The following is a 22,582-nucleotide window of genomic DNA, read 5'->3' as shown; positions in this document are numbered from 1 at the left end:
ACCCGCCCGGACGGTATCCGGTCGATCGGCGGCCGCTCGACGGCAAATGCACCAACACCCGTCCAGGGTGCTGGTGCATTTGTCTTTGTCTTTGTCTTTGTCTACGGGGTACCGCAGCCGCTCACATCGACGGCCGTCGATGCTCTATCTGATGTGTTGTGTCCATCCGGTTCTGGTGACGCTGGTGTTCCGCCGCGTCGGTTGCACGCGGCGCCGGCTGTTTCGGTTCGCGTCGAATTCCGCGATCGGCCGGATTCGAACGCTGGTGCGCTCGCTGACGTAGATCGGCTTCGGTCAGTGTCATCGCCGGCAGAGGGGTGCTCGACTTCACGGACGGTCTGCTCGTCGACGGGTCACCCCATTCTTGGATCCGTGCCAGCGACATCGTGGTCGAGAAGTTCTGGTGCAGATCGAAGAACTTCTCGAAGGTGTCCCAGGCGTCGATGGCGGGACTGGTCTTCATGGCGGTGGTTGCCTGATCGAGCTCGGCTATCGCGCGTTGGGTGTGCGCTCCTCCGGGCCAGGTGCGCAGCTCGTGGACCCTGGCGTCCTCGGTCCATTCCGCTGTCTGCGCTCCGATGAGTTCACCGGTCGGGCACAGCCGTTGAACAGTGTTTTCGCGCCGAGCATTCAGATCGGAGATCAGCACTCGGTGGTGGTCCTCCAGGACCGCCAGGTGACTGCGGGCCGCCATCGTCGCGGTCGGTGTTTCGGCCAACCGAAGGGCTGCGATGTCTCGCCGGACGGCGTCCATCTGAATCACCGCCCCGACGTGATCGACATGGAGATCGCCGTAGTGTCCGAGAGTGGAATCGGCGTGAAGGTCGTGCCGCATCGCTGCCGGCATGATTGCTCCGTGCTCTTGATGGAGTTCGGCGGCGAGTTCCTCTGGGCTCGACGCGAACTGCCACAGCTGCTCATCGGGTGTGAGGTTCGGCCATTCGACATACCCGTGATAGGCCGGTTGGCAGATCTCACCTGGTTGAGGGAAGTCGGGACTGTTTCTGCCCAGCTGCAGTCTGTTCTCGAGGTGGTCGTAGAATTTTTCGCTCAACTGGGGCCTGGTTGTCCATGCAGTCAGGACGTGGCCGTCGGATAGCGCAAATTCACGGAATGGCGAATCGATCTGCAGTATGCCGTCGTCTCGGTACTGCAGCATCATCAGTTCGTAAGGGTCGTTGCTGTTGTTGTAGCGAGCCATTGCCCATGCTCCTCGTTCACGGATGACGCGCGTGCCTGCATCGGCTCGCGCACGGTCTGTCGATCTCCTGGCGTGGTGTTACTTCTGGCTCGTTGCTGCTGCTGGCGGTGCGCACATGGACGGGCCTAGGCCCGCGAGCGCGGTACTTTGTGAACCTTGCGACCTCACATCGATGGCCGGCGACGCTCTGCTTGGGTCGCAGTGTTCATCCGGTACTGGTGTCGCTGGTGTTCTTCGTTGTCATTGGCCCGCATCACCGGCCGTTTCGGTTCGCGTCGGATTCCGCGGTCCTCGGCCTCGTTTTTGGCCTGTCCGCACACGCGCCGATCTGCTTCGGTGAGCGTCCTCGCCTCTGGCGATAACGGATGTACCGCCGACGGACGGCTCTGGTCACCCCATTCCCGAATCCGGGCCTGAGACATGATGTTCGAGAAGTTATCTTTCAACGCGCGCACTGCGGCCGGGTCGTCGATCGCCTGCGGATCGAAGGACGGCTTGTTGGCGATGATCAGGCGGTCGAAGTCGGCAGCCGCGCGGGCGGCGTGTTCTCCGCCTGGCCATGATTTCAGTTCTCGGATGCGGGTATCGCGAATCCACTGCTCAGACTGCGCAGCGATCAGCTCATAAGGCAAGCAGTGTCGTTGATTGGTCTCCTGTCGTCGCGCGTCGAGATCCGCAAGCAGCGTTTGATGGTGTTTCTGCAGCACCGCCAAATGTGTGCGGGCCGCGATGGCACTGTCCGGCGTTTCGGCCTGACCGAGTGCCGCCGCATCGCGTTTCAACGATTCCATCTGCACAACCGCACCGAAGTGGTCGACGTGAAGATCGCCGTACCTGGCGACCGTGGAGTCGGCATGCAGATCCTGAAGCATCGATACAGGCACGGTCACCCCCTCTTCGCGTTGCAGACTCTCCGCGAGCTGTTCTGGATCACGCATGTACTCCCATGTGTCACGGGGTGTCAGGTTCGGCAGCGCGAGGTCTGCATGAAAGCTCGGCGTGCACAGTTCGCCCGGCTGTGGGAATCGTTCGTCGTGTCTGGACATGCCGAGAACACCCTCGACATACTCGAACAGCTCCGGGGACAGTTCCGGGCGGGTTACCCACGTGCGCAGCACCCTTCCGTCGGTCATGTTGGCAGTTCGTGTGGGTGCATTGATCTGTTCGTTGCCCACACGCAGCTGCCACAGCTCGTACGGATCGTCGTCGTTAATGTAGTGGGCCATCGGGGAGCTCCTCACTCACGAAGGAACGCGAACCAGTTTCGTGGCACGCGCATGGCGTGGTTCTTCTGACTCGGTGCTGCTTCTGGCGCGGTGGAGCTTCTGGCGTTGGTAGGACTTTGTTGCCGATGGGGTCAGATACGTGGCCCGCGGTTCGGTCCTGATCTCCGGGCCTGTTGTCGGCGGAGTTGTTCGCGGCGTTCGGCTTTGCGTTCCTCGGCGGCGCGTCGCTGTTCGGCGGCGCGTTGTTCTGCTGCCTCTCGGCGAGCGCGGTCGGTGACCACGATCGGATCCGGACGCGGCGGTATCGGTGTTCCCGCCGGCGCGGAGCCACTGGCGGTGCGCACGCCGATCTGCTCCCGGACGGGCAGTGTCTTGAGGCGGGCGTTGACCTGATCCCATGCGCGGGCGGCGTCGCCGTGGTCGGGGCGATCACCGATGAGGGTGCGGTCCGTGTCGATGCCGAATTGCTCGCGGTAGGCACCGACCTGCGCGGCGGTGAGCTGCCATTTGAGGCGGTCCCCGCCGGAGTCGGGTAGATCGCCCAGATGTCTTGTCCAGGCGGGTTGCTCGTCGGCGGCGCGCTGCCCGAGTTCGCGGGTACGGTGGGCGATTTCGCTGTAGCGGCGGCGCGTCCAGGCGACCAATTCCGGGTCGACGCCGTCGCGGTTCTGCATCGGCGGCAGCACCCATGTCGGTGCGCTGTGGTCTCGTGCTTCGCGTCCGAGGGGCCAGCGTCGTTCGGCGTCGTCGAGTAGCTCCGCTGCGCTCGGGTCGGGGTGGGTGATGCCACGGCGTAGTTCGACGATCGCGGCGTGGGGGTCTTTGCCTGCTCGTTCGGCGTTGCGTAGGTGGGCTGCGAGTTCGGGCCAGGAACCGGCGTCGTCGAGGATCGACTCGGCCTGCTCGCCGAACTGGGTCCGCACGGTCGGTTCGACGGTCTTCGCCCAGACGTTCATTTCGTCGGCACCGGTCGCGATGTACTTTTCCAGACGCCAGTGCATCACCGCCGACACCGAGTCCGCGGTGCTCAGTTCACGCTGTAAGCGGGCAGCATCGAGGGTTGGGCCGGCGTCGAGACCTAGTTGCTCGACGCGGCGATACTGACGGACGAACGAATCCCACTCCGCTTCGGAGGTCATCTTCGCGGTCAGCTCCGGTCCCATCCGATTACGCACGATAGCTTCGATGCGATGGGCGTCGATGACGTCGTCGGCGTACTCGTAGCCGCCGACGTTGTAATCCAGACGCAGATGCGCGATCGCTGCCTCACGTTGCTGTTCGGTGGCGGAGGTATCCGAGCCGTCGCGGCCGATGACGGTGCGTACGACTTCGTCGGCGATCTTCTTATCAGGGTGCACGTGGATCAGGTGCGGGTCGACGATCCGGTCGATCGGCACATACAGCTGATTGGCCGCACGTCCGCGGGTCAACGCGACGTAGAGGGCTTGCCGGTTCATTGTGTCGTCGACGAGCACGTGGACGGCGTCGACGGTTATGCCCTGAGCGCGGTGGATCGTGGTGGCGTAACCGAGCTCGCAACGCTCGCGCACGTAGTCGGCGGGCAGCCGGACCCGTCCCCCGTGATCGAGATGGCGCACCGACAACGACCCGTCGCGGTGCGCTGTTTCCACGGTCCACAGATCACCGTTGCGGACGCGTTCACCCTGGGTCCCGGTCACGCGCAGGTCCCTGTCGTTGAGACGGGTGACGACGGTGTCGCCCTTCGAGGCGCGGAGCCCGTCGGAGAGGTCGTTTCCGCCTTTGGCGACGACACCGCTGATGATGCGATCGGTGCGGGCGCGGTCGTTGAGATCGCGAACCGTCTGGTTGCTGCTGGCGATCATCAGCGAGGTCGTTTCGTCGTCGGCGCCGGCGGACCAGGCGGTGAACACCTTCTCGGCGAGCTCGTCGGCCATCCCGTGCTGCACTCGGTCTTTCGCGGCGTACCAGGCGGCAACGGAGGTGTCCCCAGCCCGCAACCGCAGGGAGATCTCGGCTTCTTCCTTGTCTCGGAATCGGTGGACGTCGACCAGTTCGGGGGCGGCGGATTCGCGGGCGATCATTCGCAGTGCGCCGCCGGTGTCGACGGCGGCGAGTTGCTGCGGGTCACCGAGGAGCCGAACGATGGCGCCGCGTTCGGCGGCGATATGGGTGAGTCGGTCGAGGTCGTGGGTCGACGCCATCCCCGCTTCGTCGACGAGGATCATCGCCCCGGGTGTGATGCCGGTGTCGAGGCCGTGCTCGCGGCGGGTGAGGACGTCGGCGATGGTGCGTCCGGTCACCTCGAGTTCGTCACCGAGGACGCCGGCTGCTTTCGCGGACGGGCCGAGGGCGATGACGTCGTATCCGGTGGCGCGCCAGGCGTCGACAGCGACGCGCATAGCGGTGGTCTTGCCGGTTCCGGCCGGCCCGATACCGGCGCCGAGCAGTGCCCCTGAGAACAGGAAATGCTCGACCAGCGCCCTCTTGTCGGCGCCGAGGTCCCAGCCTTTGCGGGCAGTGTGCGCGGCCAGCGCGGAGTGGTAGGCATCGGCGGTGGCCATGACCGCGGTCGGTGTGTGCGCGGCTCCCACGAGCCGGTGTTCGGCCGCGAGGATCGCTGCGTTGGTGTAGGTCTGGTTGCCGTGCACGGTCAGGATCGAGGCACCGTCACTGCGTTGCAACGCTGCCGGTGCCGCGTCGACCTGGCGGGTCAACCGGATCGAGTGCGCGCCGAGCGCGGACTCAGTGATCCGCTCGACGACGGTGTCTCTGCTGGTGTCGGTGTCGAAGACGATGCCACGTAGTTGGCGTTGCACTTCGGCTTCGATATGCCAGCGGTTCCAGGTCGCCCGCCCTCTTGCCACTCGCTCGACGACAGTTCCGGCGATCTGTCGGTAGTCCAGATTCTCGGCGGACGTTTCTGTGACCGCATGCCCGACACAGCCGCGCAACGCTTTCGACAGGGTCCGTGCACCCAGGACACCGACGGCGCGGGTATGCCATTCAGCGCGTTGCGCGGCCAGCGACGTCGCCGGCGGTTTCTGCTCGCGGGTTTCCAACGTCGCTTTGTCCGCAAGGCGCATCTGCATCGTCTTCGACGGGTCCTTGCCGTGCACGGTGCGGTAGTCACCGACGAGTTGCTTGAGGCGGCGTTCGATCGCGTCGCGGCGGGAGAACTCGCGCAGCAGTTCGGGCGGGACACCGTCGATTTCGCGTACCGGCCTCTTGTTGGCGCCGATACCAGGACGGTCGGTAAACCTCGCTCCGATCTCGCGGGTGACGTACTCCTCGATGAGGGTGTTGTAACGCTCGGATGCGGACACAGCGAGCTTGTGCAGTACGCGCCCGTCAAGGCTGCGCCACTTGCCGTCGACGCCTTTGACTTTGGTGGAGATAGCGACGTGGGTGTGCAGATTCGGATCGCCGTTGCGGTTGTCGCGGTGATCGAAGCGGGTGTACATCAGGCCGGTGGATTCGATCTGTCCGACACCGGCTTTCCCGACGCGGGTGTAGGAGGCGTTGTCCTCGACCCATGCCACTGCGTCGGTGACCGCGGCGGAGTGTGCGCGTTCGATACCGCGTCGGACGTCGTCATCGCCGAGGCCCCAAAGCACGGACACGGATTTGACGGGGGTGAACACGCAGTCGTAGCCGGCGACGGGTTGGCGTTCGCGTCGTTTCTGCGAGGCGATATAGCGGGTCAGTTCGTCTTCGGTAGCCGGTGAGCGTCCGACTTCGCGATGGAACTCGTCGGCGCCGAGTCGGTATCGGATCTGTTGGCATTCGTCCGCCGACAGAACTCGTCCGAGACTCCTGTGATCACTGTCGATCTCGGCACGAATACGTTTCATCAGCGGGACTTCATTGCGGTACACAGCATATCTTCGGCCCAACCTGACTTTGTCCACCGCATCATCCGCGGCGGCACCTTGGGCGACGAGTTCAGCAGTCAGCGCTTCGGCTTCGGGATGTAATCCTTCCCCGAACAATGCTCTCATCTGGTCCTCACGGACTTCCCCTTCGACGCCGAGTTCGGCGGCCGCGCGGCCTCCCCACAAGCCGGGGGGTGTGCCCTCGGCGGTGTAGTAGTCCGTGAGGTTCTGGCCCTTCTTCGCAGTGACGTCACCGACCGCGACTTCGCGTGTGAGGTAAGTATATCCGTCGCCCGCGTGAAGTGGATGGACGGTCATCATGACGCCACCATAAGCGCTCGGCGCCCCACAGTCACTAGTAGTGCAAGAGGTGTGTGACGTTTGTTCTGAAATTTCGGAGACGATTCGAACAAATCTCGAGTAGACAATATCTGGATCTCGAACGAACACGGACTGACATGGACAGCTGAGGACGAAACTGGCAGCTGGACAGAGCATTCGGCGATTGACTCGTAGCGTCGCATGCCTTCGCCGGTCGGCGGTTCGGCGGTACCCTGGCCGGTATGACTCCCTCAAACGGTGGACTCGTCAGCGCGCGGGAACGTGCTCGGCGCGCGAACGCGCAGCGACTGGCGGACGCACAATCGCGATTGAAGAATCAGGAGCAGGATTTGATTACTTATTTCGATGCCACCCGCGACGAACGACGGATCACGGACGATGTGGCACAAAGAATCGCGCGGTTACGGCGAGATGCTCAGTCCAAACTCGACTCCGCCTATCACCGACGCGCCGAAGCACTCGCTGCACTCAAGAAGCGCGGTGAAACATACTCCAGCATTGCAACGTTGGTCGACCTCTCAGTTCCGGAAGCGACGCGGCTGATCAAATCGACGATGGCCGCGAAGACAACCGGCAGGATCGACGCTCCCCGCGAATCGGCAGACGGCCGAGGTGCCTCGGGCAACGAGGCCGCAGATCGCACCGGCAATAGCGATCCCACAGCAGCTGCAGCTGCCCCGGTGGATGAAGCTGCCTGGACGAAATAGAGCGGACGGGCGCAGCACGGCCTGGCAACGAGCGCTCTAGCTGCGGCGGTCATTGCTCCCGCACGCGTCGAACGTTCTTGGTTCGAAGCAACACACTTGCAGTGCAAGAACGGACACGAGCGCGAACGGGACCGTGGGCTCATTTTGTGTCGGTGGCGTGGTGTTCAATCCAACCTGTGCGGGAGGAGGTGAATTCATGATCGCAATTGTTGTCATTGCTGGCATCGTCATCGCAGCGCTGTGGCGCGCGGGCGAAACCGAGTCTGGGTGGCGTTTCGCACCTCTGCGCGCAACCGGGCTCATTGCCGGGGGCGTGTTTCGCGTCGGCGTGTTCATAGCGACGATCGTGTTGGCGTTCGTCGTCGCTGCCATCGGTGGCGCGTTGCGCAGCACCTTTTGACACCCAACTCCAGGTTTGATGATTGGGTGAATCTGCAGGGGTTGTCGGGGCGGATGTCGCCGGTTCCGTCTAAGCCGTGAGACTGCTGCAACGTTCAGAATCTGTAGCGCTCGAATGAAACGCGCATTGATGACAGACCGTCGAGCCGACGTCGTACGTATCAGATCAGTACGTCATGCGCCCATTCATACACCCAGCGTGGCAACAAAGGTGCTTCGAACGCTGCGGTCGCGAAGTCCGATCCGCTGCGAACTGCGTCCTCGGGGATCTTGTCGACTGTGCGTGACCCGAAAGATCTAGCCGCGACGATCCACTGTCCTCGGTGGTGTACTCGAATCGCGGTCGACACCGCGCGCCGGCCACCGGAATATCCAGCGGTGAGCTCGTGGCAGTCCCATTCGACGTGTTGGTTCTGTCCGAAGAAGTACGTCAACGTCTCGGCGAACGATGGCCCGTACAGGGCACCTCGATCGGTGTCGATGCGAATGAATTTCACGGTGTGAGCCCTTCAATTGTCCGCGCTGTTCCGAAGTGTGGTCAGAACAGGGCGATTTGGCCGCGGTTGGCGAGACCGTCACGGAACGCTCGAAATTTGCTCAGGAGGTCTGCAGAGACTGAATCGGTGTGACCGATAGACCGTGCGATGTCGCCGAGCGTCTCGCCGGCGGCCATCGCGTCGTCGATCTCGCGGCCGGCAGCAAGATCCTCTACGCCTTCTAGATCAAGTTGCTCGACGTCGGCGGTGGTGAATCGGCTCTGCGTGATGGCAGCGCGCCGCCGCTCGTCGTCCAGCTCCGCTCGCGCGTTCATACGGCGCCGCCGCTGCGGAAAGCATTCAGGCGGTTCGTCGCTGCACGTTGCGCTCTGCCGATGTCGACGAGCTGGTCGAACAGGTACTCCTCCGGCGCCTCCTCCGCTAGTTGCTGAATTTTGATTCCCGCGTCGAAGAAGCTGCGGCGATAGCTTTCCGATAACACCATGCCTGCGTAGTCGGTGGCCGATGCACCGCATGCGTTCGCTGTGGTGGCGTCGGTCAACGCTCTCCGCAGCCGCGCACCACGGTGTCCACTGGCACCGGCCCGGGTGAGGACAGCAAGAACGCTCGCAGGATCGTGCGGACGACTGCCGACCACTAACTCCTGCACGACGCCGTACAACTCCCGATAAGCGGGATGATAGAAATCGTCGGCCTGCAGTGCTCCTGCGATACGCGCGCATTCGTCGCTGTCCTGCAGCCACATCAAAGCGCAAATCGCCAGCGCTTCCGGTGCCGTCTCCGGACGGTCGGTGAGGTCCGTGTCGTCTTCGCCGTCGCCGGTGGGTTCGACTGCTCTCAGCGCGGTCATCTGTTCGCCTCGTTTCTTTGTCGCGGATCACTTGCGGAAATGGTGAATACGAGACGTCGAATACGGTTTCCGTCTCGCGGTGGGATGGGGTCAGATGTAGAGGAGGTTCGGTGGTGCGGTGCCGTCGAATTGCTCGAGGCTGTCCAGGACGGCGTTGTAGTTTTCTGGCCTATAGCGACCGAGTCCGACGATGAGGGCGCAGGTTCCGTCGAGTGTGACGAGGTAGGACGGCGGGCTGCCGTTGTCTTGCGATGCGTGCTCGCGGGCGTCGAGGAGTGCGTAGCGGACTGCATCGGCGGCTGCGCGCTTGGCAACGGCAAGGTTGGGTTCTGCTCCGGTGGCGGTGAGGATTTCGGGATTGTCCTCGGGGTGGGTGGTGACGGTCCAGGTGATCATCGTCGGTGGATCCTTTCGCTCGTGCCAGCTAGCTTCTTGCCTTCGAGCGTCGCACGGGCGACCCGGCGAGTCGTTCGACGCGAAGACTATTTCCGCGCCGTGTGGATAACTGCCGTGTCGGATCAGCCTGTGGATGAAACCTGTTCGGCCCCGGGGCGCGGGGCCGAACGTGTGGTATCGGGTGTCAGACTTCGTCGAAAACGTCGAGAAGTTTCGCGGGGTCACGGCGGTAGCGGCCACCGTCGAGAAACACTCCGATCGCCGCGCGGTGGACGCGTCGAAGTTCGGCCATGAGGGTGTCGTATCCGATGCGGTCGGTGATGCGCCAGGTAACGGGTCCCATGTGCAGGTCTACCCAGTGGATGGTTCGGCGTTGTTCGGGGCTGTAGCGGTGGTTCGGCACTGCAGTGTGTTCAGGGCTGCCGAGCCAAAGTACAGCGACAGCAGCGGCACCGAATTCTGCTCCGGGTTGGGCAGGGTGGGGAGTCTGTCCGTCGGCTCCGGTGAGTGCGGCACGTACGGTGGCGAATCCAGTGATGACGGCGGAAACAGTTTCGGCGCTACGGAAGGTCATCATGACGTGGCCTAGTGCGACGATCATCTGCGCTTCGTCGGTGGCCGCAGCGGTGACGGTGACGGTAGCCTCCTGGGGTCCCGCGACCAGGACCGTGGTGTGAGTGACGATTCCGGTGGTCCGGGCGTTGTGCGCGGCGGTGGTCTTGCGTCCTGTACGGGAGATGTTCTGCGGCATGTCGGGCTCACTTTCTGTTGCGGGACCGGCTCCCCCGGCCCTTTCGCTCTGCCAATTTCTTTCGCCGTCATCTGGCTCGAAGGAGAGAAGGCGGTGCACTGGACCGGCGTCCTAGGCCTGATCCGGAAAGTTTTCAGCCGTAGGCGCTTTGAAAAGTTTCCGGAGCCCATCGGGCCGGAGCGAAGCGGAGTCAGGGCTGGGTAAGACGGGTCAGGGTGCCGCATGCTCGACCGGAGCCAGATGTGCGAAGGAAATTGCTCTTCTTCAGTGCGGAGCGCAGCGGAGTTCAATTCGGAGGCCACCGAAGGTGGCCCCAGGGCAGTACCGGTTCGAGGCGCAACGGACCGTCGCGGGCGACCACCTCACGGCCAGCAACAGTCCGGGGCGATTGTGCGGGAGCGACGAAAGCATGGTGGCTCGATGCCGCGGCAGCACTCTTATTCCACCGAAATTCGATCAGGCTCCGTGTTCGGCTCGTCATCGAACTCGAATTGCCCATACCCAGAGGCGTTTGCGCCCCCTGCGTTGGTCTCTTCCCACTTTCGATATCGACGCATCGCAGTCGATGCAACGGAACCGTCCGTCTCCTTACCGATTCGTGCCCACGACCATTCTCGGTGTGCGTGCCTGAGCCGTACTGTCTCCGCAACCTCTGGTGTCAAGGCGTCCGCGTGCCCGGAAGGCGAGTCCTCTGACTGACCGACGACATGCTCCGCCTGAGGCTCGTCGTCCAGTCCCCCTCCGTGCTGGCTGGCCTCGCCCCTTGTCCAATCAGAATCATCTGACAGTGCACTCGGAGCGGACTCTGGCTTTACAACCTCGCGCGGTGCTCGAAGGATCACAGCGAGCACCTCGGTCATGGCAAGGAGTGCAATGGGCGCAATGGTGGCAATACCCGCCGACACCACGGCTGGAAGCAAGGTCGAACTCAACACCGCATGGTACGAGTTACCTGCAATGGACGCTGTTGCAGCGACACGCATGATCGACACAACGAAACGCCTGCCCCTGACCGTGCGTTCATCGGTGTGGTTCGACAAGGCAATTGCGGTCACTGTCGTCGAGACGATTGCACCGTCCAACACGACTGGAATCACCCACGCCTCGTATTCGCCAATTCCGGCCATGACCGCAAGGTCTCGCAACACAGCGAAACTGAGCCAGAACGATGCACCCGCAATGCCGACCGTGAGTGCAACGGCCGTGGCAAGCGCCCACTGCAGAATGCCCGGATGTATCGCAACGCCGTCGGAGTCGCGGGCCGTAGACGGCGGATTGGCATGATGCCTCCGGCTCATCGGATTCTCGGTCCTCGGGCGAGTGGACCTGTTCGTTGCGGGAACGGCTGGCCGTCGTTGAAGTTGTTGCGCAACAACTCCAAGTACTCCTCGACCGCCGCGTTCACGAGGTCCGACGGGCCCCGCGGTGCACCAGGTGTTGCAGACAACGCTTCGGCTGCATTGAGCAGATCCTCCACAGTGGACTCGTACAAGTAGTACGAACGCTTCCGCTTCGCGGTGTCAGCTGAGTGTTGCGCAACGGTCTGCGTCGAGGCGACGGCGCCAGGTGACCGTTGCGCGTCCTCCGGCAAGTCGACCGGGCTCGAACCGGCGAGTGCGCTCTTCATTCGTTCGGGCCGGGCCATCACAGCTGCCCATTCACGAGCAACGTGAGAGTGTCGCGGTAGATCGTCGACAGACTGCGTGACTGAGTTGTCCCCCAGTCGACAAGACTTGTCTGCGCCTCCATCGAGTCTTTGATGACTACCCGCTTGGGAACAGTGTCGCCGAGTACGTTGATGCTGGCAGCGATCTCGACAAGTTGTTCTCGGCCGCTGATCGTCCCGATCTCATGGAGGTTGACGATTGCACCGAACATGTCGAGGTCCGGGTTGTAGCTACGTTTGACCGCATCGATGGTGCGTCGCAATCGCGCCAGTCCGTTGGCGGAGAACAGCGCCGACTGAGTCACGACGACGGCCGTGCGTGCCGCAACGAGCGCGTTGATTGTCAGCAGATCCAGGCTCGGCGGGCAGTCGATGAGGACAACGTCGTAGACGCCTCGGACGAGATCGAGTGCGTCGCGCAGCCGCCGTTCACGGCCGGCGCCGGCGATGACCAGTTGATCACGGACATAAGCCAAAGACTCGTTCCCTGGGACGGTGGGCACAAGGTCGACGCCAGGCCAGACGGTGGGGACGACCGCGTCGGCGATCGTCGCTTTCGACGACTCCGAGAGGACATCGGCAACACCGATGTCATCGCGCTCGAGCTGCAGCTTGGCGAGAACTGTACTGACGTTGCCCTGGGGATCTATGTCAACGACGAGCGCGCGCCGGCCAGCCTGGGCTGCGGCGTAGGCGAGGTGAAAGACCGTAGTGGTCTTGCCGACTCCACCCTTTTGATTGCAGAACGCGAAGATCTCAGCGGGCATGGTGGGTCTCACTTCCATTGGATGAGTCGGGTGAATTGGGGGTGATGCGAGAATGGGATGTCATGCGCTCCGTGGAACCGTGGGATGAGTGACCCCCCGTGCACGCATTGGATGCATTACGGGTAACGGATGCGATACGCGCGTCACGTGCAATAGGTGAATTACGCGCCGCACTGGCATAGGAAGCGTTTGCTACCAATACTTCCCGTGCGCGAATCTCATCCCCGACGGCCATCGGCGGTACTACATCCATTGGACGTTTTACGGCCGTTGCCAGTGAGTCATCTGTGGCACTCCTTGCGGGTAATACAGGCACAGCGGAGACGAGATGCACTCGACACTCATCACAGGGAGGCACCCGTTCCCTCCAACTGCGCTGGGCGCTCCTTATGAACAAGCACTGGACAGAGTTTCTCGGGTGCACATGAGGCCGAATTTGTTGTCTTGGTTGGGTCCTCGGTAGATCGATACCGGTGACCGATACGAAGAACGGAACTGCGGTTGTTTTTTGACTCCTGTGCGGATGGTGGTCTGACGAGTCGGACGATGCAATGCAGGTGGTTTGTGGAGAGCTCAACTGGTACCTCCCGTAGTGGTGACGTAGGAAAGACAAGGGACTTCGTTCGTTCCTTCTCGGACCCCCCATGGCCCTGAGCCAATTTCCGCACCCACGTTGTCCGCTCCACGCCCGGTAGCCCCGCGCCGTGGTGGGCGCGCGGCTAATCGGTATCGCCACCCGGACGATGATCAGTCGAACAGGCGGTGCCTCGGGGCCGGTCTCCGAGGATTTACAAAGGGTGCACAGGCCGGCGGCAGGCTGGTTGTTCGTCGGGCTCTGCCAGAAAACGACGCTACGACAAGCTCTTATCGACAGCTGTCGACGGCACGCAGGACCCGCGTAGGGTCGGGCGATAGCGACATGCGCGTAAGCAGTTTGTACGCAGGTGGATTCACCGATATGTGGGTGAATCCAACCTGCACTCGTCCCGCTCTGCGTCTACGAAGTTCTCGACTGCATCTACGGATGAGTGCGGCAAAACGCCTTGTGAGGCGGATCAAGACCGATTAGAATTGGTGGATGAAACTCCTTCCTGCAAGGTAGAGGTTTCGACGACGCCCTCGGCCTCGGTGCTGGTTACACCGAGATTCGCCGGGGGCGTCTCTAGTTCATAAGGGTCTGGCGTGAGCGGCATGTCAGGCAACGCCCGAGCTGGCGCGTGCCGCTTCCTCGAGTCCGACGATGTATTCATCGATGGCTGTGTCGGGGATCAGTCGCCGCTTACCGACCTTGACGCTGCGGATTTCACCGGCGGCGAGCTTGTTGAACAGGTTGGAGCGTCCGAGGCCCGTGCGGGCCATCGCTTCCTGGACCGAATAGAGCTGACGAGACATCGAGTTTCCTTTCTTCGATTGTGTAGTTTCACCACAATCGAAGACGCTTTCGCGACTAGTCCATGTGGTTCCACCACAAGGTAGCAATTTAGTAGCGTTGCCACAACATCTTCGAGAAATCAGCTAGAATGCGTTCTTATGACACAGTCCTGGGCTGAGCAGATCGTGGCCCGAGTTGCCGGCGAAGTTCGGCGACTCAGAGGTAAGGAGCACTCTGCGCTCTCCGCGGCCAAGCTCGCCGACCGCACCTTTGATATCGGTTTCGGCATTTCACGTTCAGTGGTTGCCGACCTGGAGACTGGCCGCAAGAAGAGCATCGATGTACCCGAGCTTCTCGTTCTTGCCGCAGCTCTTAATGTCTCGCCGGCCCAGCTGGTCTTTCCCGATCTCCCTCGAGGCAGAGTCGAGGTGTTGCCCGGTCTGGATCAGGAATCCCACGATGCCTTGCGTTGGTTCAGCGGTGAGGCCGGATTGATGAAGCCGTCTGCGGACTGGTCCGACGCGGAAACAGCACAGCCCATCGAATTGTGGGTGCGGGAGCAATTCGATCCGAACAATGACCGAGTTGGCATCACGCGCGAGTGGCTCCAGGCGCTACAGGCGATGCGACGTGCGCGCGTTCAGATGCGCAACGGTCTGTCCGAGCAGGACTCAGTGGAACACGTCGAAGCTATGAAGTTCATGTACGAAGACGCGAGACGTCGATCGGAAGAGCTTTTTCGCCAGATGACCGAGCTCGACATGAGCGTCGGAGACGAGGTCTCCGATGGCTAGGCAACAGCTTCCCCCGCAGATCAAGAAGCTCGAAGTACGCGACAGAACTACGGGCCGGATGATGGCGCGATATCAGGTGACCACCGACGCGGGAATCGACCAGGTCACCGGCAAACGACGACAGATCCGGCGGCGCTTCGAATCCGAAAAGGAGGCAAGAAAAGCGCTGTCCGAGTCTAGTACCGAAGCGATTCGAGGAACCTTCGTAGCTCGATCCCAAACTACACTTGCCGAAGCGGCAGAATTGCATTTCGCAGGGCGACACCGCCTTCGGGAGACCACTCTCGGTGGGTACCGAGAAGTCATGAAGCCCGTGTTGGCATGCCACGGCGACCTACCGGTCCAAAAGCTAAGCAAGCGGCACATCGATCTGCTCGTCGTCGAACTCCAGCAGGGTGGCCTGCCGAAACCCAACGGACAACTGACTCGCCCGTGGGGTCCACGGTCTATCAACCTGATGCTCACAGTCCTTTCAATGATTCTCGACGGCGAGTTCAAGCAGGGTCACGTACAGCGCAACGTTGCTCGCCTCGTTGACCGCGTGCCGAGAGAGTCGAAGCAATTACAGACATTTACGACATCAGAGGTCAAAACACTTCTGACGACAGTCTCAGGAGACAGGAACGAACACGCCTGGCGCTTGGCGCTTTCGGGCTTACGGAGGGGCGAGGTCTGCGGCTTACGTTGGAATGACGTCGACCTGCGCGACGGCTTTCTGACAATAGGCAACAACCGCGTTCTGACGGCTAGCGGTGAAATTGTCGAACAAGAACCGAAGACCAAGAAGTCATTAAGGACACTCCCTCTCACTGACGATCTGAAAACAGCACTGAAACATGCGAAAGATCGTCAATCCGCTGAAAGAATCTCGCACCGCGAGGAGTACGGGCCCGGGACTCATGTTGTATCCGACGAGCTCGGCTATCCCGTCCGCCCGGACGTACTCGCGGCCAGGTGGGAGCGATTGACGAAGACCGCAGGGGTAAGCGAGATCCGATTCCACGATGCGCGGCACACGTGCGCGACCCTGATGCACCTCGCCGGTGTTCCAATCGCCGTGATCGCCGCGTGGTTGGGACACGCCGACGCTAGCTTCACGATGCGGACGTATGTGCACAGTCAGAGCAACGCACTTACCGAAGCGGCAAGTCAATACGCTGCCTTGTTCGCGAGGCCGGCGGAGGCGGACCAGCCGACGTAGTCCTGCAGTGCAAGATTAGTCGGTTTTTTTATCATCAGGCAACCGGATGCCGATACAACGCCGTACGTCAGGACCCTAGCTCTGACGTAACTGCCGGGCCCACCGATAAACCGGTTTTATGTCAGGTAGGTCCGTCAGATTCTCCTGATGCCCCTGTGGGGCGTCGGTGGCACGCGGCCTTCTCAGGGAGTGGCCTCGTCGCCGAGCAGATCGAGGGTGCGCTGCAGCAGTGCTTCGATGCGGTCCTCGACGTCGTCGACGATGTCCGGGACATGCGCCAGGGCAGTGTGGGCTCGCCGCCTCGCGTCGACACCCGCGCGATAGTACCCGGAACCGAGCCCCGGCAACACGGGGGCGTTCTCGGCAGCGACGGTCTGGACCTGCTCGACGGCCGCACTCGATCTGCTGACACGGCGCCGCAGGGTGTGAGGCGGTGAGATACCGGTGCGGTGTGCGGCGATCACCGATCCGTTCTCGGCAGCGGTCATCGGTGCGGCCGGCAACGGTAGGTGGCCCCACCGGTCGATCGGGACCGCGACAGGACCGCCGCGGTCCGGCAACGCGGTCATATCGGGAAACGTGTTGCGCTGCAGATGCTCTGCGAGCAACGCCGTCGAGGGATACCGATCCGAGAACCGTAGGACCGTGTTCCACCGTTCCCACACCTCGACCGGCTGAAAGCCGGTGACCTCGTGGGGGTCGATGCGGATACGGTGGTGTCCGCCGATCCATATGCTGCCTCCGTCGACGCCGATGTCGCCGCGGTCGAGTTCTGCAATTGCGGTATAGGACATGCCTGATCCGGCCAGCAGAAGGAATACGGCGTCGCGGCGTCCAAACAACGCTGCCGTCGACCCTTCGGTCGGCAGTGCGGCAGCAATGGCCTGGTAGCGCGCGGCACGTCGGATGGTTCTGTCGGCGCGCGCAGAGTCCAACGTGAGGCGTAGCGAGGTCACCCGTCCCGGGGCGGGGTGGCCGGCGTCGAGGTGAGCGCGGTTGATCGCGGACACCCGCCGCAGCTGCACCGTGTCGCGGGCAGGGTTCTCGTCGAGGAACTGCGCCAACGTGACCGGCGAGGCGGGTAGCGGCGGGGTGTCGGCGGCGTCGCACCAGTCGACGAACAGCCCCCATTGGTACTGGTAGCTCGTCACCGCACTTGCCTGTCCCGCCGCCATGTGTGCGACGGTACCGGCCTGAACCGACAGATCCGGATCGACGACGCCAATGCTCGTCAAGGATTCCTGACGCCGTTCCGGGGATGTCGCCGCTGGGTCCCGGCATGAGCCCTGCTGATCATTCGACAAGGCTGACCGACGACGAGAGCCACAGGACCCATGCGGTCCTGAGGCTCTCGGTCAGCGGCGTGAGCTGGCAACTATTCGGCTAGTTTGGCGATCGACTGCGCCCAGAGAAAGTACTTGTTGCGACCGAGGTCGCCGATGGTCTTGATGTTGAACGCGGCTTTGAGGTGCTCGGCGTCACCGGGGCTGACGCCCTGCAGTGCCTCGACGGGTGCGTCGACGAGTTCGGTGAGCGGCTTGTCTTCGTATGCCTTGTCGAGCTTGTCAGCGATTCCAGCCATGGATATGCCTCCTGGATCTCGGGTGCAGGCGCTCGGTTTCGGGCGCCGCCATCCGAGGGTACGGACTCGAGCCTGAGAAGAGGGTGTGTTCACGTACCCGTCACGATCGACCGGTTCACTGAAGGCGTGACCTCACCCTCCGGCTACGACGCCACGTTCCTCTCCACGACCGAACTCGACCCGCCCACACGCACTGGGCTGGCCGTGCTGCCGTACACCCACTTCACGGTCGCGATCGACCCCGAGCGACTTCTCGCAGCATCCACGGCGGTGAACATCGACGGATCTCAACTACGCGACGTCGAGCGTGGTGACGACTGGCGACTCGATCCCCGACTGCCGGCCGCGCAGCAGGCCGGCCCCGAGCTGTATGCCAGCAACGATCTCGACCGCGGCCATCTGGTGCGCCGCCGCGACCCCGTCTGGGGCACCGCGACGGTCGCCGAGCAGGCCAACGCCGACACGTTCCACTACACCGTCTGCGCGCCGCAGACCGCGACCTTGAATCAGTCGAAAACGTTGTGGCTCGGCCTCGAGGACTACGTTCTCGACCACGCCCGGCAGTACGGGCAGCGATTGTCGGTGTTCTCCGGATGCATCTTCACCGCCGACGATCCGGTGTACCGGGGCGTGGCCATCCCACGCCGGTTCTTCAAAATCGCTGCTTGGCAACAGGATACGGTTCTTGCAGCAACGGGGTACGTCCTCGATCAAACACCGTCGCTGGGGCCGATCCTCGACCGCCCCGCCCGCGCCGATACTGCAACTCCCCCACTCGGCCCGTACCGAACCTTCCAGGTGCCGGTCGAAGACATTGCAGGCGCGACCGAACTGTCGATGAACCAGCTCATCGCCGCAGATCGGTACGCGCTCCAGCCCGCTGCACGGCTCGAAGCCCAACGGTGGACCGAACTGTCGTCCTTCGCTGACATCCTCGTGTAGCACCAGAATGCGGCTTTGATTGACCTACTTGACTTGACCTGATTGACCTCCGTAGTGTGGTTGGCATGAGCACACCACTGCAGGATCTCGTCGCCGCTGAACTCGCCGCCAGCGGGCTCGACGGGACCGAGCTGAACCCGAGCGATGTCGCGTACGTCGAGAACGGGATCCGCAGCGTGCTCTCCGGGCTGAGGGCTCGCCGTGCCTGGGAGAACCATATCGGCGCGATCCTGACCCACAAGCAGGTCTTGGATGTGACCGGGTGGACGAAACAAGCACTAAGCCAGGCGGTTCGAGATCATCGAGTGCTGCGCCTGTTCGCCGCCGACGGGTCGGTGGGGTACTCCGTGGCAGGGTTCGACGACAACACGCCTGCACGGCCGATCCTCGGGATCAAGGATGTTCTGCGGGTCTGGGCAGGTGCCGACGCCGGTGGGTGGATGGCTGCGTCGTGGCTGATGACCGAGCAACCCGAACTCGCCGGGCGCACGCCTCGGCAGGTGTTGCTCGATGGTGACGGGCAGTCGGTCGCCGATCTTGCTCGCGCGGCGACCGAGCAGCTCGCCGCGTGAGCGCTCCGCGTACCGCACTACATCTACTCGCCCCTCCCCCGCCGGATCACCTCCGTGATCGCTTCCCTGCCTTCAGGGTTCCGGCTGGAACGGCGGTGTTTCGCTGCCACAGCGCTGCCCGCGGGCCGTTGTGGTTCGCGAACGGCGGCCACGGCCGCTTCGACCTCGCAGACGCCTACGGCACCTGCTACACAGCCGAGTCCGAACAGATCACCCTTCTAGAGGCGTGGGGTGGGATGCGGGTTGTCCCGAGCACCGAACTCAGAACCCGCGCAGTCACACGCCTTCATGTAGCCGGCGCACGTGTACTTGCGGATCTGACATCGAACGCTGCTGCTCAGTTCGGCGTCACCGCAGAGATATTCAGCACCGGCAATTACCAGCTGACACAGCTGTGGGCGTCGGCGCTTCGCAGTGCAGGATTTGCCGGGATCCGATACTGGGCCCGGCACGACCTTGCCCATACCCACGCCTGCCTGGCCCTCTTCGACGCCGCCGGCGCCCACACATCGGCAGGCGAGGATCCGCAGAGCTATGCGGTGACGACGACCGACACGCTCTCCGAGCGAGCGGACCTGATCGACGCACTACAACGCGACACCGGCATCACCGTTCTGCCCGTCCCACCGTCTCTCTGAGTGCCGTCGGCCGGGAACAGTGGACGAGCTCGCCCGCCGTCGTTCATTCAAACGGTATACACGGGCCCTGCCAGAGTCATTCGAACAGCCGACAGTCTCGGCGCAGCGAATCCTGCGTGAACAACAGTTACCGCGCCGTCAAGCAATGTTGACGGTGCGCATCCCACTGGCTGGCCGTACGTATGAGACGCGGCATCAAAAACACACGGATGACATTACAACCTGTTGTGTCGCACGCATGTTTCAGACACAAGGTGTAGTGTCTGCGAATAACAAACCAAAAGCCCCGGAACGGGCACACCAGAGGTAGCGGCTTCGGAGCTATTGGCTGAACTTGGACGTTCGCAGCCAACGTAACTCCGTGGAACCAGCGCGTCAACATGGGCGTGCGCTTCGCTGTCTCGCGCATCTGAGAGGCACCTACACGTGTATGAGTTAGATTTCTTGCCTGTTGAAGCTGAAGATGGCAATGGCACGAAGAGTGGCGACGCGATCACGGGCAGATTTTGGCTAACTGATGGGACTTCGCGGGTCATCGTCGTCGATGCCGGGTACTCCGCGATCGGAGAAGACGTCGTCGATCACGTTCAGACTTACTACGACACCGATCGGATCGACCTACTCGTCTCGACGCATCCAGACGCAGATCACCTCAACGGACTGGTTTTCGTACTTGAGAACCTCAGCGTCGGAGAGCTGCTTATCCATCGACCGCGGGACCATTTTGTTAGTGGGGACGCGGAATTTTTCTCCAACATCGAGAGGATCGATACGGTCATTGCACTTGCGGAATCGCAGGGAGTTACGGTCACCGAGCCGTTTCGCGGATTAACCCGGTGGGGTGGCCAATTCCGAGTGCTCGGTCCGACGCTGGACTATTACCAGTCGCTGATTCAGCAGTACATCTTGGACGAGAGATCTGGTGTGGCTGCGACCGCTCGCGCAAAGAGGAGTCTGACCGCGGCTTTCTCCAAGGCTGTGGACCTGCTGTCGAGGGTTCTGCCGTTCCTGCCACCTGAAACCCTTGAAGAAGATTCGGTTACCAGTCACCGCAATAACACCTCTACTGTGCTCTTGTTGTCCGACAACGAGAGCAGGGTGCTCCTCACGGGTGACGCGGGTGTGCCCGCCCTGTCGTTGGCTGCCGATGAGTACGAGCGAGTGATAGGTGAGTTCGCAACTGCGCCGGTCGACTTGTTCCAGGTCCCGCATCACGGGAGTCGGCATAACCTGTCTCCGTCTTTGCTCGATCGGATGATCGGTCCGATTGGCGCAGCGGTCCGGGTTGTTGCCGTGGTCAGTTCTGCTAAGGCCAGCACCAAGCACCCGAACCCGAAGGTAACGAATGCGCTCCTTAGACGTAATGCTCATGTTGTGGCAACAGAGGGCCAGATCGTTTGCAGCCAGAACAATGTCAATCGAGCGGGGTGGACACCGATTCCGAGTCTGGGACCGCTAGTCGAAGATTCGGAATAGACGTGGAATTGCCAAAAATGATTGATACATTTGATTTTCGCGCTTACGGTCTCCCGAGTCTGATCGTGAGCAGTCCGGTAGTCGCGCTCCTGCAGGTCATCGCATCCGAACTCGGCGCTGCCGCGCAGTGGTGGCAGGTCGTACCAGTGCCTCTATGGTTGGCGGTGTGCACATTGTCTGTACATCTTGGTCACAATCCAGGAAAAAACCTTGAACCGACACTGTGGGCGAGCTGGGGTGGGCCACCCACAACGTCACTTCTTCGATGGGTGAACGCAGGAAATCCCGAGCGGGTGGCCGACTTACACCGCACACTAGCCCTGTTGATTGGCTCAACGCTCCGTTTGCCCTCTGAGTCGGAGGAACGTGCAGACCCCCGACGCGCCGATCAAATTTATGAGACGGCGGTCGGCCGAATAATTGCGTTAACCCGAGACGCAGGAAACTACCCGCTACTAAAGAACACTTTAGTTTGGTACTGCTTCCGACGCAGCTTGCTTGGATTGCGCCCGAAAGGAATCATAATCGGGGTCGCGGCAACGCTTGCTTGCGCCATTCTGGGGGTCCTGGCTGCCTGCTCAGTTGTGGACATCGGCGTTGCCGGCCCGTTCGTAGCTGCGGGAATCGGTTGTGTTCAGGTGTTGGTGCTGGTTGGTTTTGCATCGGAGGACTCCGTTCGAGCTGCAGCCGACAGGTATGCCCAGGAACTCGTCAAGCTCACGTACGCCCTATAGATTGGACGTAATCCTCGCGTCAGACCGCGGCATCGAGGTTGGTTCTGCACTGTCGCGAGAAGGCTCTAACGGCGACCGTGCCGACTGTTGATCGCCGCGATCCAAGTACCGAACGTAGCGACGGCGTAGGCCCGCTCCCCTGTTTCGGTACGGGTGTCGGCCGCGTCGACGAGGTAGGCGGCGACGGTGATCGGGTGCGCAGGCAACGTCACGTGACCATTCATGTCGCACCAATTCATAAAGCGTCTCCACGCGGCCGCGTAGGTCTTGCGCGTTCCCTCCGACCGCGAGGATTGCACGGCGGCCGCGATCCGTTTCGTGACGGCGGGCGGGACCTCCGGCCCGACCGCCAACGACCTGCCGCCTTCGGGGGTGCCCGCGACAGTGCTCACAGCAGGTGCACGGCCCGGCCGGAAGTCCATATGAGCAGCCTAATGCAGGTCACTGACATGTCCCCAGTGCAAAACTGCGCTGACCGGGAGTTTTGGCTTAGATGGTGCGGAGAATGCAATTTACGGCGTCAAGATCCGACGGCATTGTCAGTGCGAACTCCGCCGGGCCGGCAGGGCGGTAGCAAACATCTAGCAATTCCCAGGTCTCACTTAGTTCAGAGAA

The 22,582-nt window shown here is 62.2% G+C and carries 23 protein-coding genes and 1 pseudogene; 8 read left to right on the top strand and 16 right to left on the bottom strand.

Annotated features, from left to right (window positions below; all coding sequences use genetic code 11):
- Positions 1–121 precede the first annotated feature (121 nt).
- The 4 genes and pseudogenes from CH289_RS21830 to mobF all read right to left on the bottom strand — a co-directional run.
- Positions 122–1,201: a hypothetical protein gene (locus CH289_RS21830; RefSeq protein ID WP_094728545.1), complete on the bottom strand. Its 1,080-nt coding sequence runs from the start codon at positions 1,199–1,201 to the stop codon at positions 122–124.
- A 164-nt stretch (positions 1,202–1,365) separates the two neighbouring features.
- Positions 1,366–2,376, bottom strand: coding sequence for a hypothetical protein (locus tag CH289_RS21825; protein ID WP_143545121.1), 1,011 nt, complete (start codon positions 2,374–2,376; stop codon positions 1,366–1,368).
- Positions 2,377–2,558: 182 nt separating this feature from the next.
- Entirely contained in the window at positions 2,559–4,856 is a 2,298-nt protein-coding gene (locus tag CH289_RS29065; protein WP_462052413.1) for an ATP-dependent DNA helicase, read from the bottom strand.
- A 597-nt stretch (positions 4,857–5,453) separates the two neighbouring features.
- A pseudogene (mobF, locus tag CH289_RS29060) lies at positions 5,454–6,599 on the bottom strand (MobF family relaxase); the annotation flags it as partial.
- A 245-nt stretch (positions 6,600–6,844) separates the two neighbouring features.
- On the opposite strand from mobF, the gene CH289_RS21815 reads away from it, so the two are divergent.
- Both CH289_RS21815 and CH289_RS21810 read left to right on the top strand, forming a co-directional pair.
- Positions 6,845–7,330: a hypothetical protein gene (locus CH289_RS21815; RefSeq protein WP_094728539.1), complete on the top strand. Its 486-nt coding sequence runs from the start codon at positions 6,845–6,847 to the stop codon at positions 7,328–7,330.
- Positions 7,331–7,526: 196 nt separating this feature from the next.
- Positions 7,527–7,730, top strand: a complete 204-nt coding sequence (locus tag CH289_RS21810; protein ID WP_143545120.1) for a hypothetical protein — start codon at positions 7,527–7,529, stop codon at positions 7,728–7,730.
- A gap of 160 nt (positions 7,731–7,890) precedes the next feature.
- On the opposite strand, the gene CH289_RS21805 is transcribed toward CH289_RS21810, so the two are convergent.
- From CH289_RS21805 to CH289_RS21765, 9 genes are all read right to left on the bottom strand, one after another.
- Positions 7,891–8,226: a hypothetical protein gene (locus CH289_RS21805; protein WP_094728535.1), complete on the bottom strand. Its 336-nt coding sequence runs from the start codon at positions 8,224–8,226 to the stop codon at positions 7,891–7,893.
- Positions 8,227–8,267: 41 nt separating this feature from the next.
- Entirely contained in the window at positions 8,268–8,540 is a 273-nt protein-coding gene (locus CH289_RS21800; protein ID WP_094728533.1) for an urea amidohydrolase, read from the bottom strand.
- Positions 8,537–9,076: a DnaB-like helicase N-terminal domain-containing protein gene (locus CH289_RS21795; RefSeq protein ID WP_094728531.1), complete on the bottom strand. Its 540-nt coding sequence runs from the start codon at positions 9,074–9,076 to the stop codon at positions 8,537–8,539. The genes CH289_RS21800 and CH289_RS21795 overlap by 4 nt, the downstream gene beginning before the upstream one ends.
- Before the next feature lie 90 nt (positions 9,077–9,166).
- Positions 9,167–9,472 (bottom strand): hypothetical protein, encoded by a 306-nt coding sequence (locus CH289_RS21790; protein WP_094728529.1) that lies wholly within the window; start codon positions 9,470–9,472, stop codon positions 9,167–9,169.
- A 184-nt stretch (positions 9,473–9,656) separates the two neighbouring features.
- The gene (locus CH289_RS21785) at positions 9,657–10,223 is read right to left on the bottom strand and encodes a hypothetical protein (RefSeq protein ID WP_094728527.1); all 567 of its coding nucleotides are present in this window, start codon (positions 10,221–10,223) and stop codon (positions 9,657–9,659) included.
- Positions 10,224–10,660: 437 nt separating this feature from the next.
- Entirely contained in the window at positions 10,661–11,521 is an 861-nt protein-coding gene (locus CH289_RS21780) for a DUF2637 domain-containing protein (protein WP_094728525.1), read from the bottom strand.
- Complete coding sequence (locus CH289_RS21775) at positions 11,518–11,850, bottom strand: hypothetical protein (protein ID WP_094728523.1); 333 nt, start codon at positions 11,848–11,850, stop codon at positions 11,518–11,520. The genes CH289_RS21780 and CH289_RS21775 overlap by 4 nt, the downstream gene beginning before the upstream one ends.
- A 17-nt stretch (positions 11,851–11,867) precedes the next feature.
- Positions 11,868–12,656, bottom strand: coding sequence for a ParA family protein (locus CH289_RS21770; protein WP_094728575.1), 789 nt, complete (start codon positions 12,654–12,656; stop codon positions 11,868–11,870).
- Positions 12,657–13,850: 1,194 nt separating this feature from the next.
- Complete coding sequence (locus tag CH289_RS21765) at positions 13,851–14,048, bottom strand: excisionase family DNA-binding protein (RefSeq protein WP_019664588.1); 198 nt, start codon at positions 14,046–14,048, stop codon at positions 13,851–13,853.
- Between the two features lie 165 nt (positions 14,049–14,213).
- Here CH289_RS21765 and CH289_RS21760 point away from each other — a divergent pair, with 165 nt between their 5' ends.
- Positions 14,214–14,822, top strand: a complete 609-nt coding sequence (locus CH289_RS21760) for a helix-turn-helix domain-containing protein (protein ID WP_256977426.1) — start codon at positions 14,214–14,216, stop codon at positions 14,820–14,822.
- Positions 14,815–16,023, top strand: a complete 1,209-nt coding sequence (locus tag CH289_RS21755) for a site-specific integrase (RefSeq protein ID WP_094728518.1) — start codon at positions 14,815–14,817, stop codon at positions 16,021–16,023. Before CH289_RS21760 ends, CH289_RS21755 begins: the two co-directional genes overlap by 8 nt.
- A 182-nt stretch (positions 16,024–16,205) precedes the next feature.
- Here the strand turns inward: CH289_RS21755 and CH289_RS21750 are convergent, their stop codons facing one another.
- Positions 16,206–17,258 (bottom strand): hypothetical protein, encoded by a 1,053-nt coding sequence (locus tag CH289_RS21750; RefSeq protein WP_256977425.1) that lies wholly within the window; start codon positions 17,256–17,258, stop codon positions 16,206–16,208.
- A gap of 140 nt (positions 17,259–17,398) precedes the next feature.
- On the bottom strand, positions 17,399–17,605 hold the full coding sequence (locus tag CH289_RS21745; RefSeq protein WP_008720325.1) for a hypothetical protein: 207 nt from the start codon (positions 17,603–17,605) through the stop codon (positions 17,399–17,401).
- Between the two features lie 126 nt (positions 17,606–17,731).
- On the opposite strand from CH289_RS21745, the gene CH289_RS21740 reads away from it, so the two are divergent.
- The 4 genes from CH289_RS21740 to CH289_RS21725 all read left to right on the top strand — a co-directional run bounded on the left by CH289_RS21740 (position 17,732) and on the right by CH289_RS21725 (position 21,233).
- Positions 17,732–18,547, top strand: coding sequence for a DNA/RNA non-specific endonuclease (locus CH289_RS21740; RefSeq protein WP_094728516.1), 816 nt, complete (start codon positions 17,732–17,734; stop codon positions 18,545–18,547).
- Positions 18,548–18,612: 65 nt separating this feature from the next.
- Entirely contained in the window at positions 18,613–19,119 is a 507-nt protein-coding gene (locus CH289_RS21735; protein ID WP_094728514.1) for a hypothetical protein, read from the top strand.
- Complete coding sequence (locus CH289_RS21730) at positions 19,116–19,757, top strand: RES family NAD+ phosphorylase (protein ID WP_256977424.1); 642 nt, start codon at positions 19,116–19,118, stop codon at positions 19,755–19,757. Before CH289_RS21735 ends, CH289_RS21730 begins: the two co-directional genes overlap by 4 nt.
- Before the next feature lie 426 nt (positions 19,758–20,183).
- Positions 20,184–21,233: a ComEC/Rec2 family competence protein gene (locus tag CH289_RS21725; RefSeq protein ID WP_094728510.1), complete on the top strand. Its 1,050-nt coding sequence runs from the start codon at positions 20,184–20,186 to the stop codon at positions 21,231–21,233.
- Positions 21,234–22,032: 799 nt separating this feature from the next.
- Here the strand turns inward: CH289_RS21725 and CH289_RS21715 are convergent.
- Positions 22,033–22,389, bottom strand: a complete 357-nt coding sequence (locus CH289_RS21715) for a hypothetical protein (RefSeq protein ID WP_462052412.1) — start codon at positions 22,387–22,389, stop codon at positions 22,033–22,035.
- Positions 22,390–22,582 lie beyond the last annotated feature (193 nt).

It is taken from the genome of Rhodococcus sp. RS1C4, assembly GCF_002258225.1.
GTDB lineage: Bacteria > Actinomycetota > Actinomycetes > Mycobacteriales > Mycobacteriaceae > Rhodococcoides > Rhodococcoides fascians_E.
The sequence above is the reverse complement of the archived record's forward strand: the minus strand, read 5'-3'. Positions and strand labels throughout refer to the sequence as shown.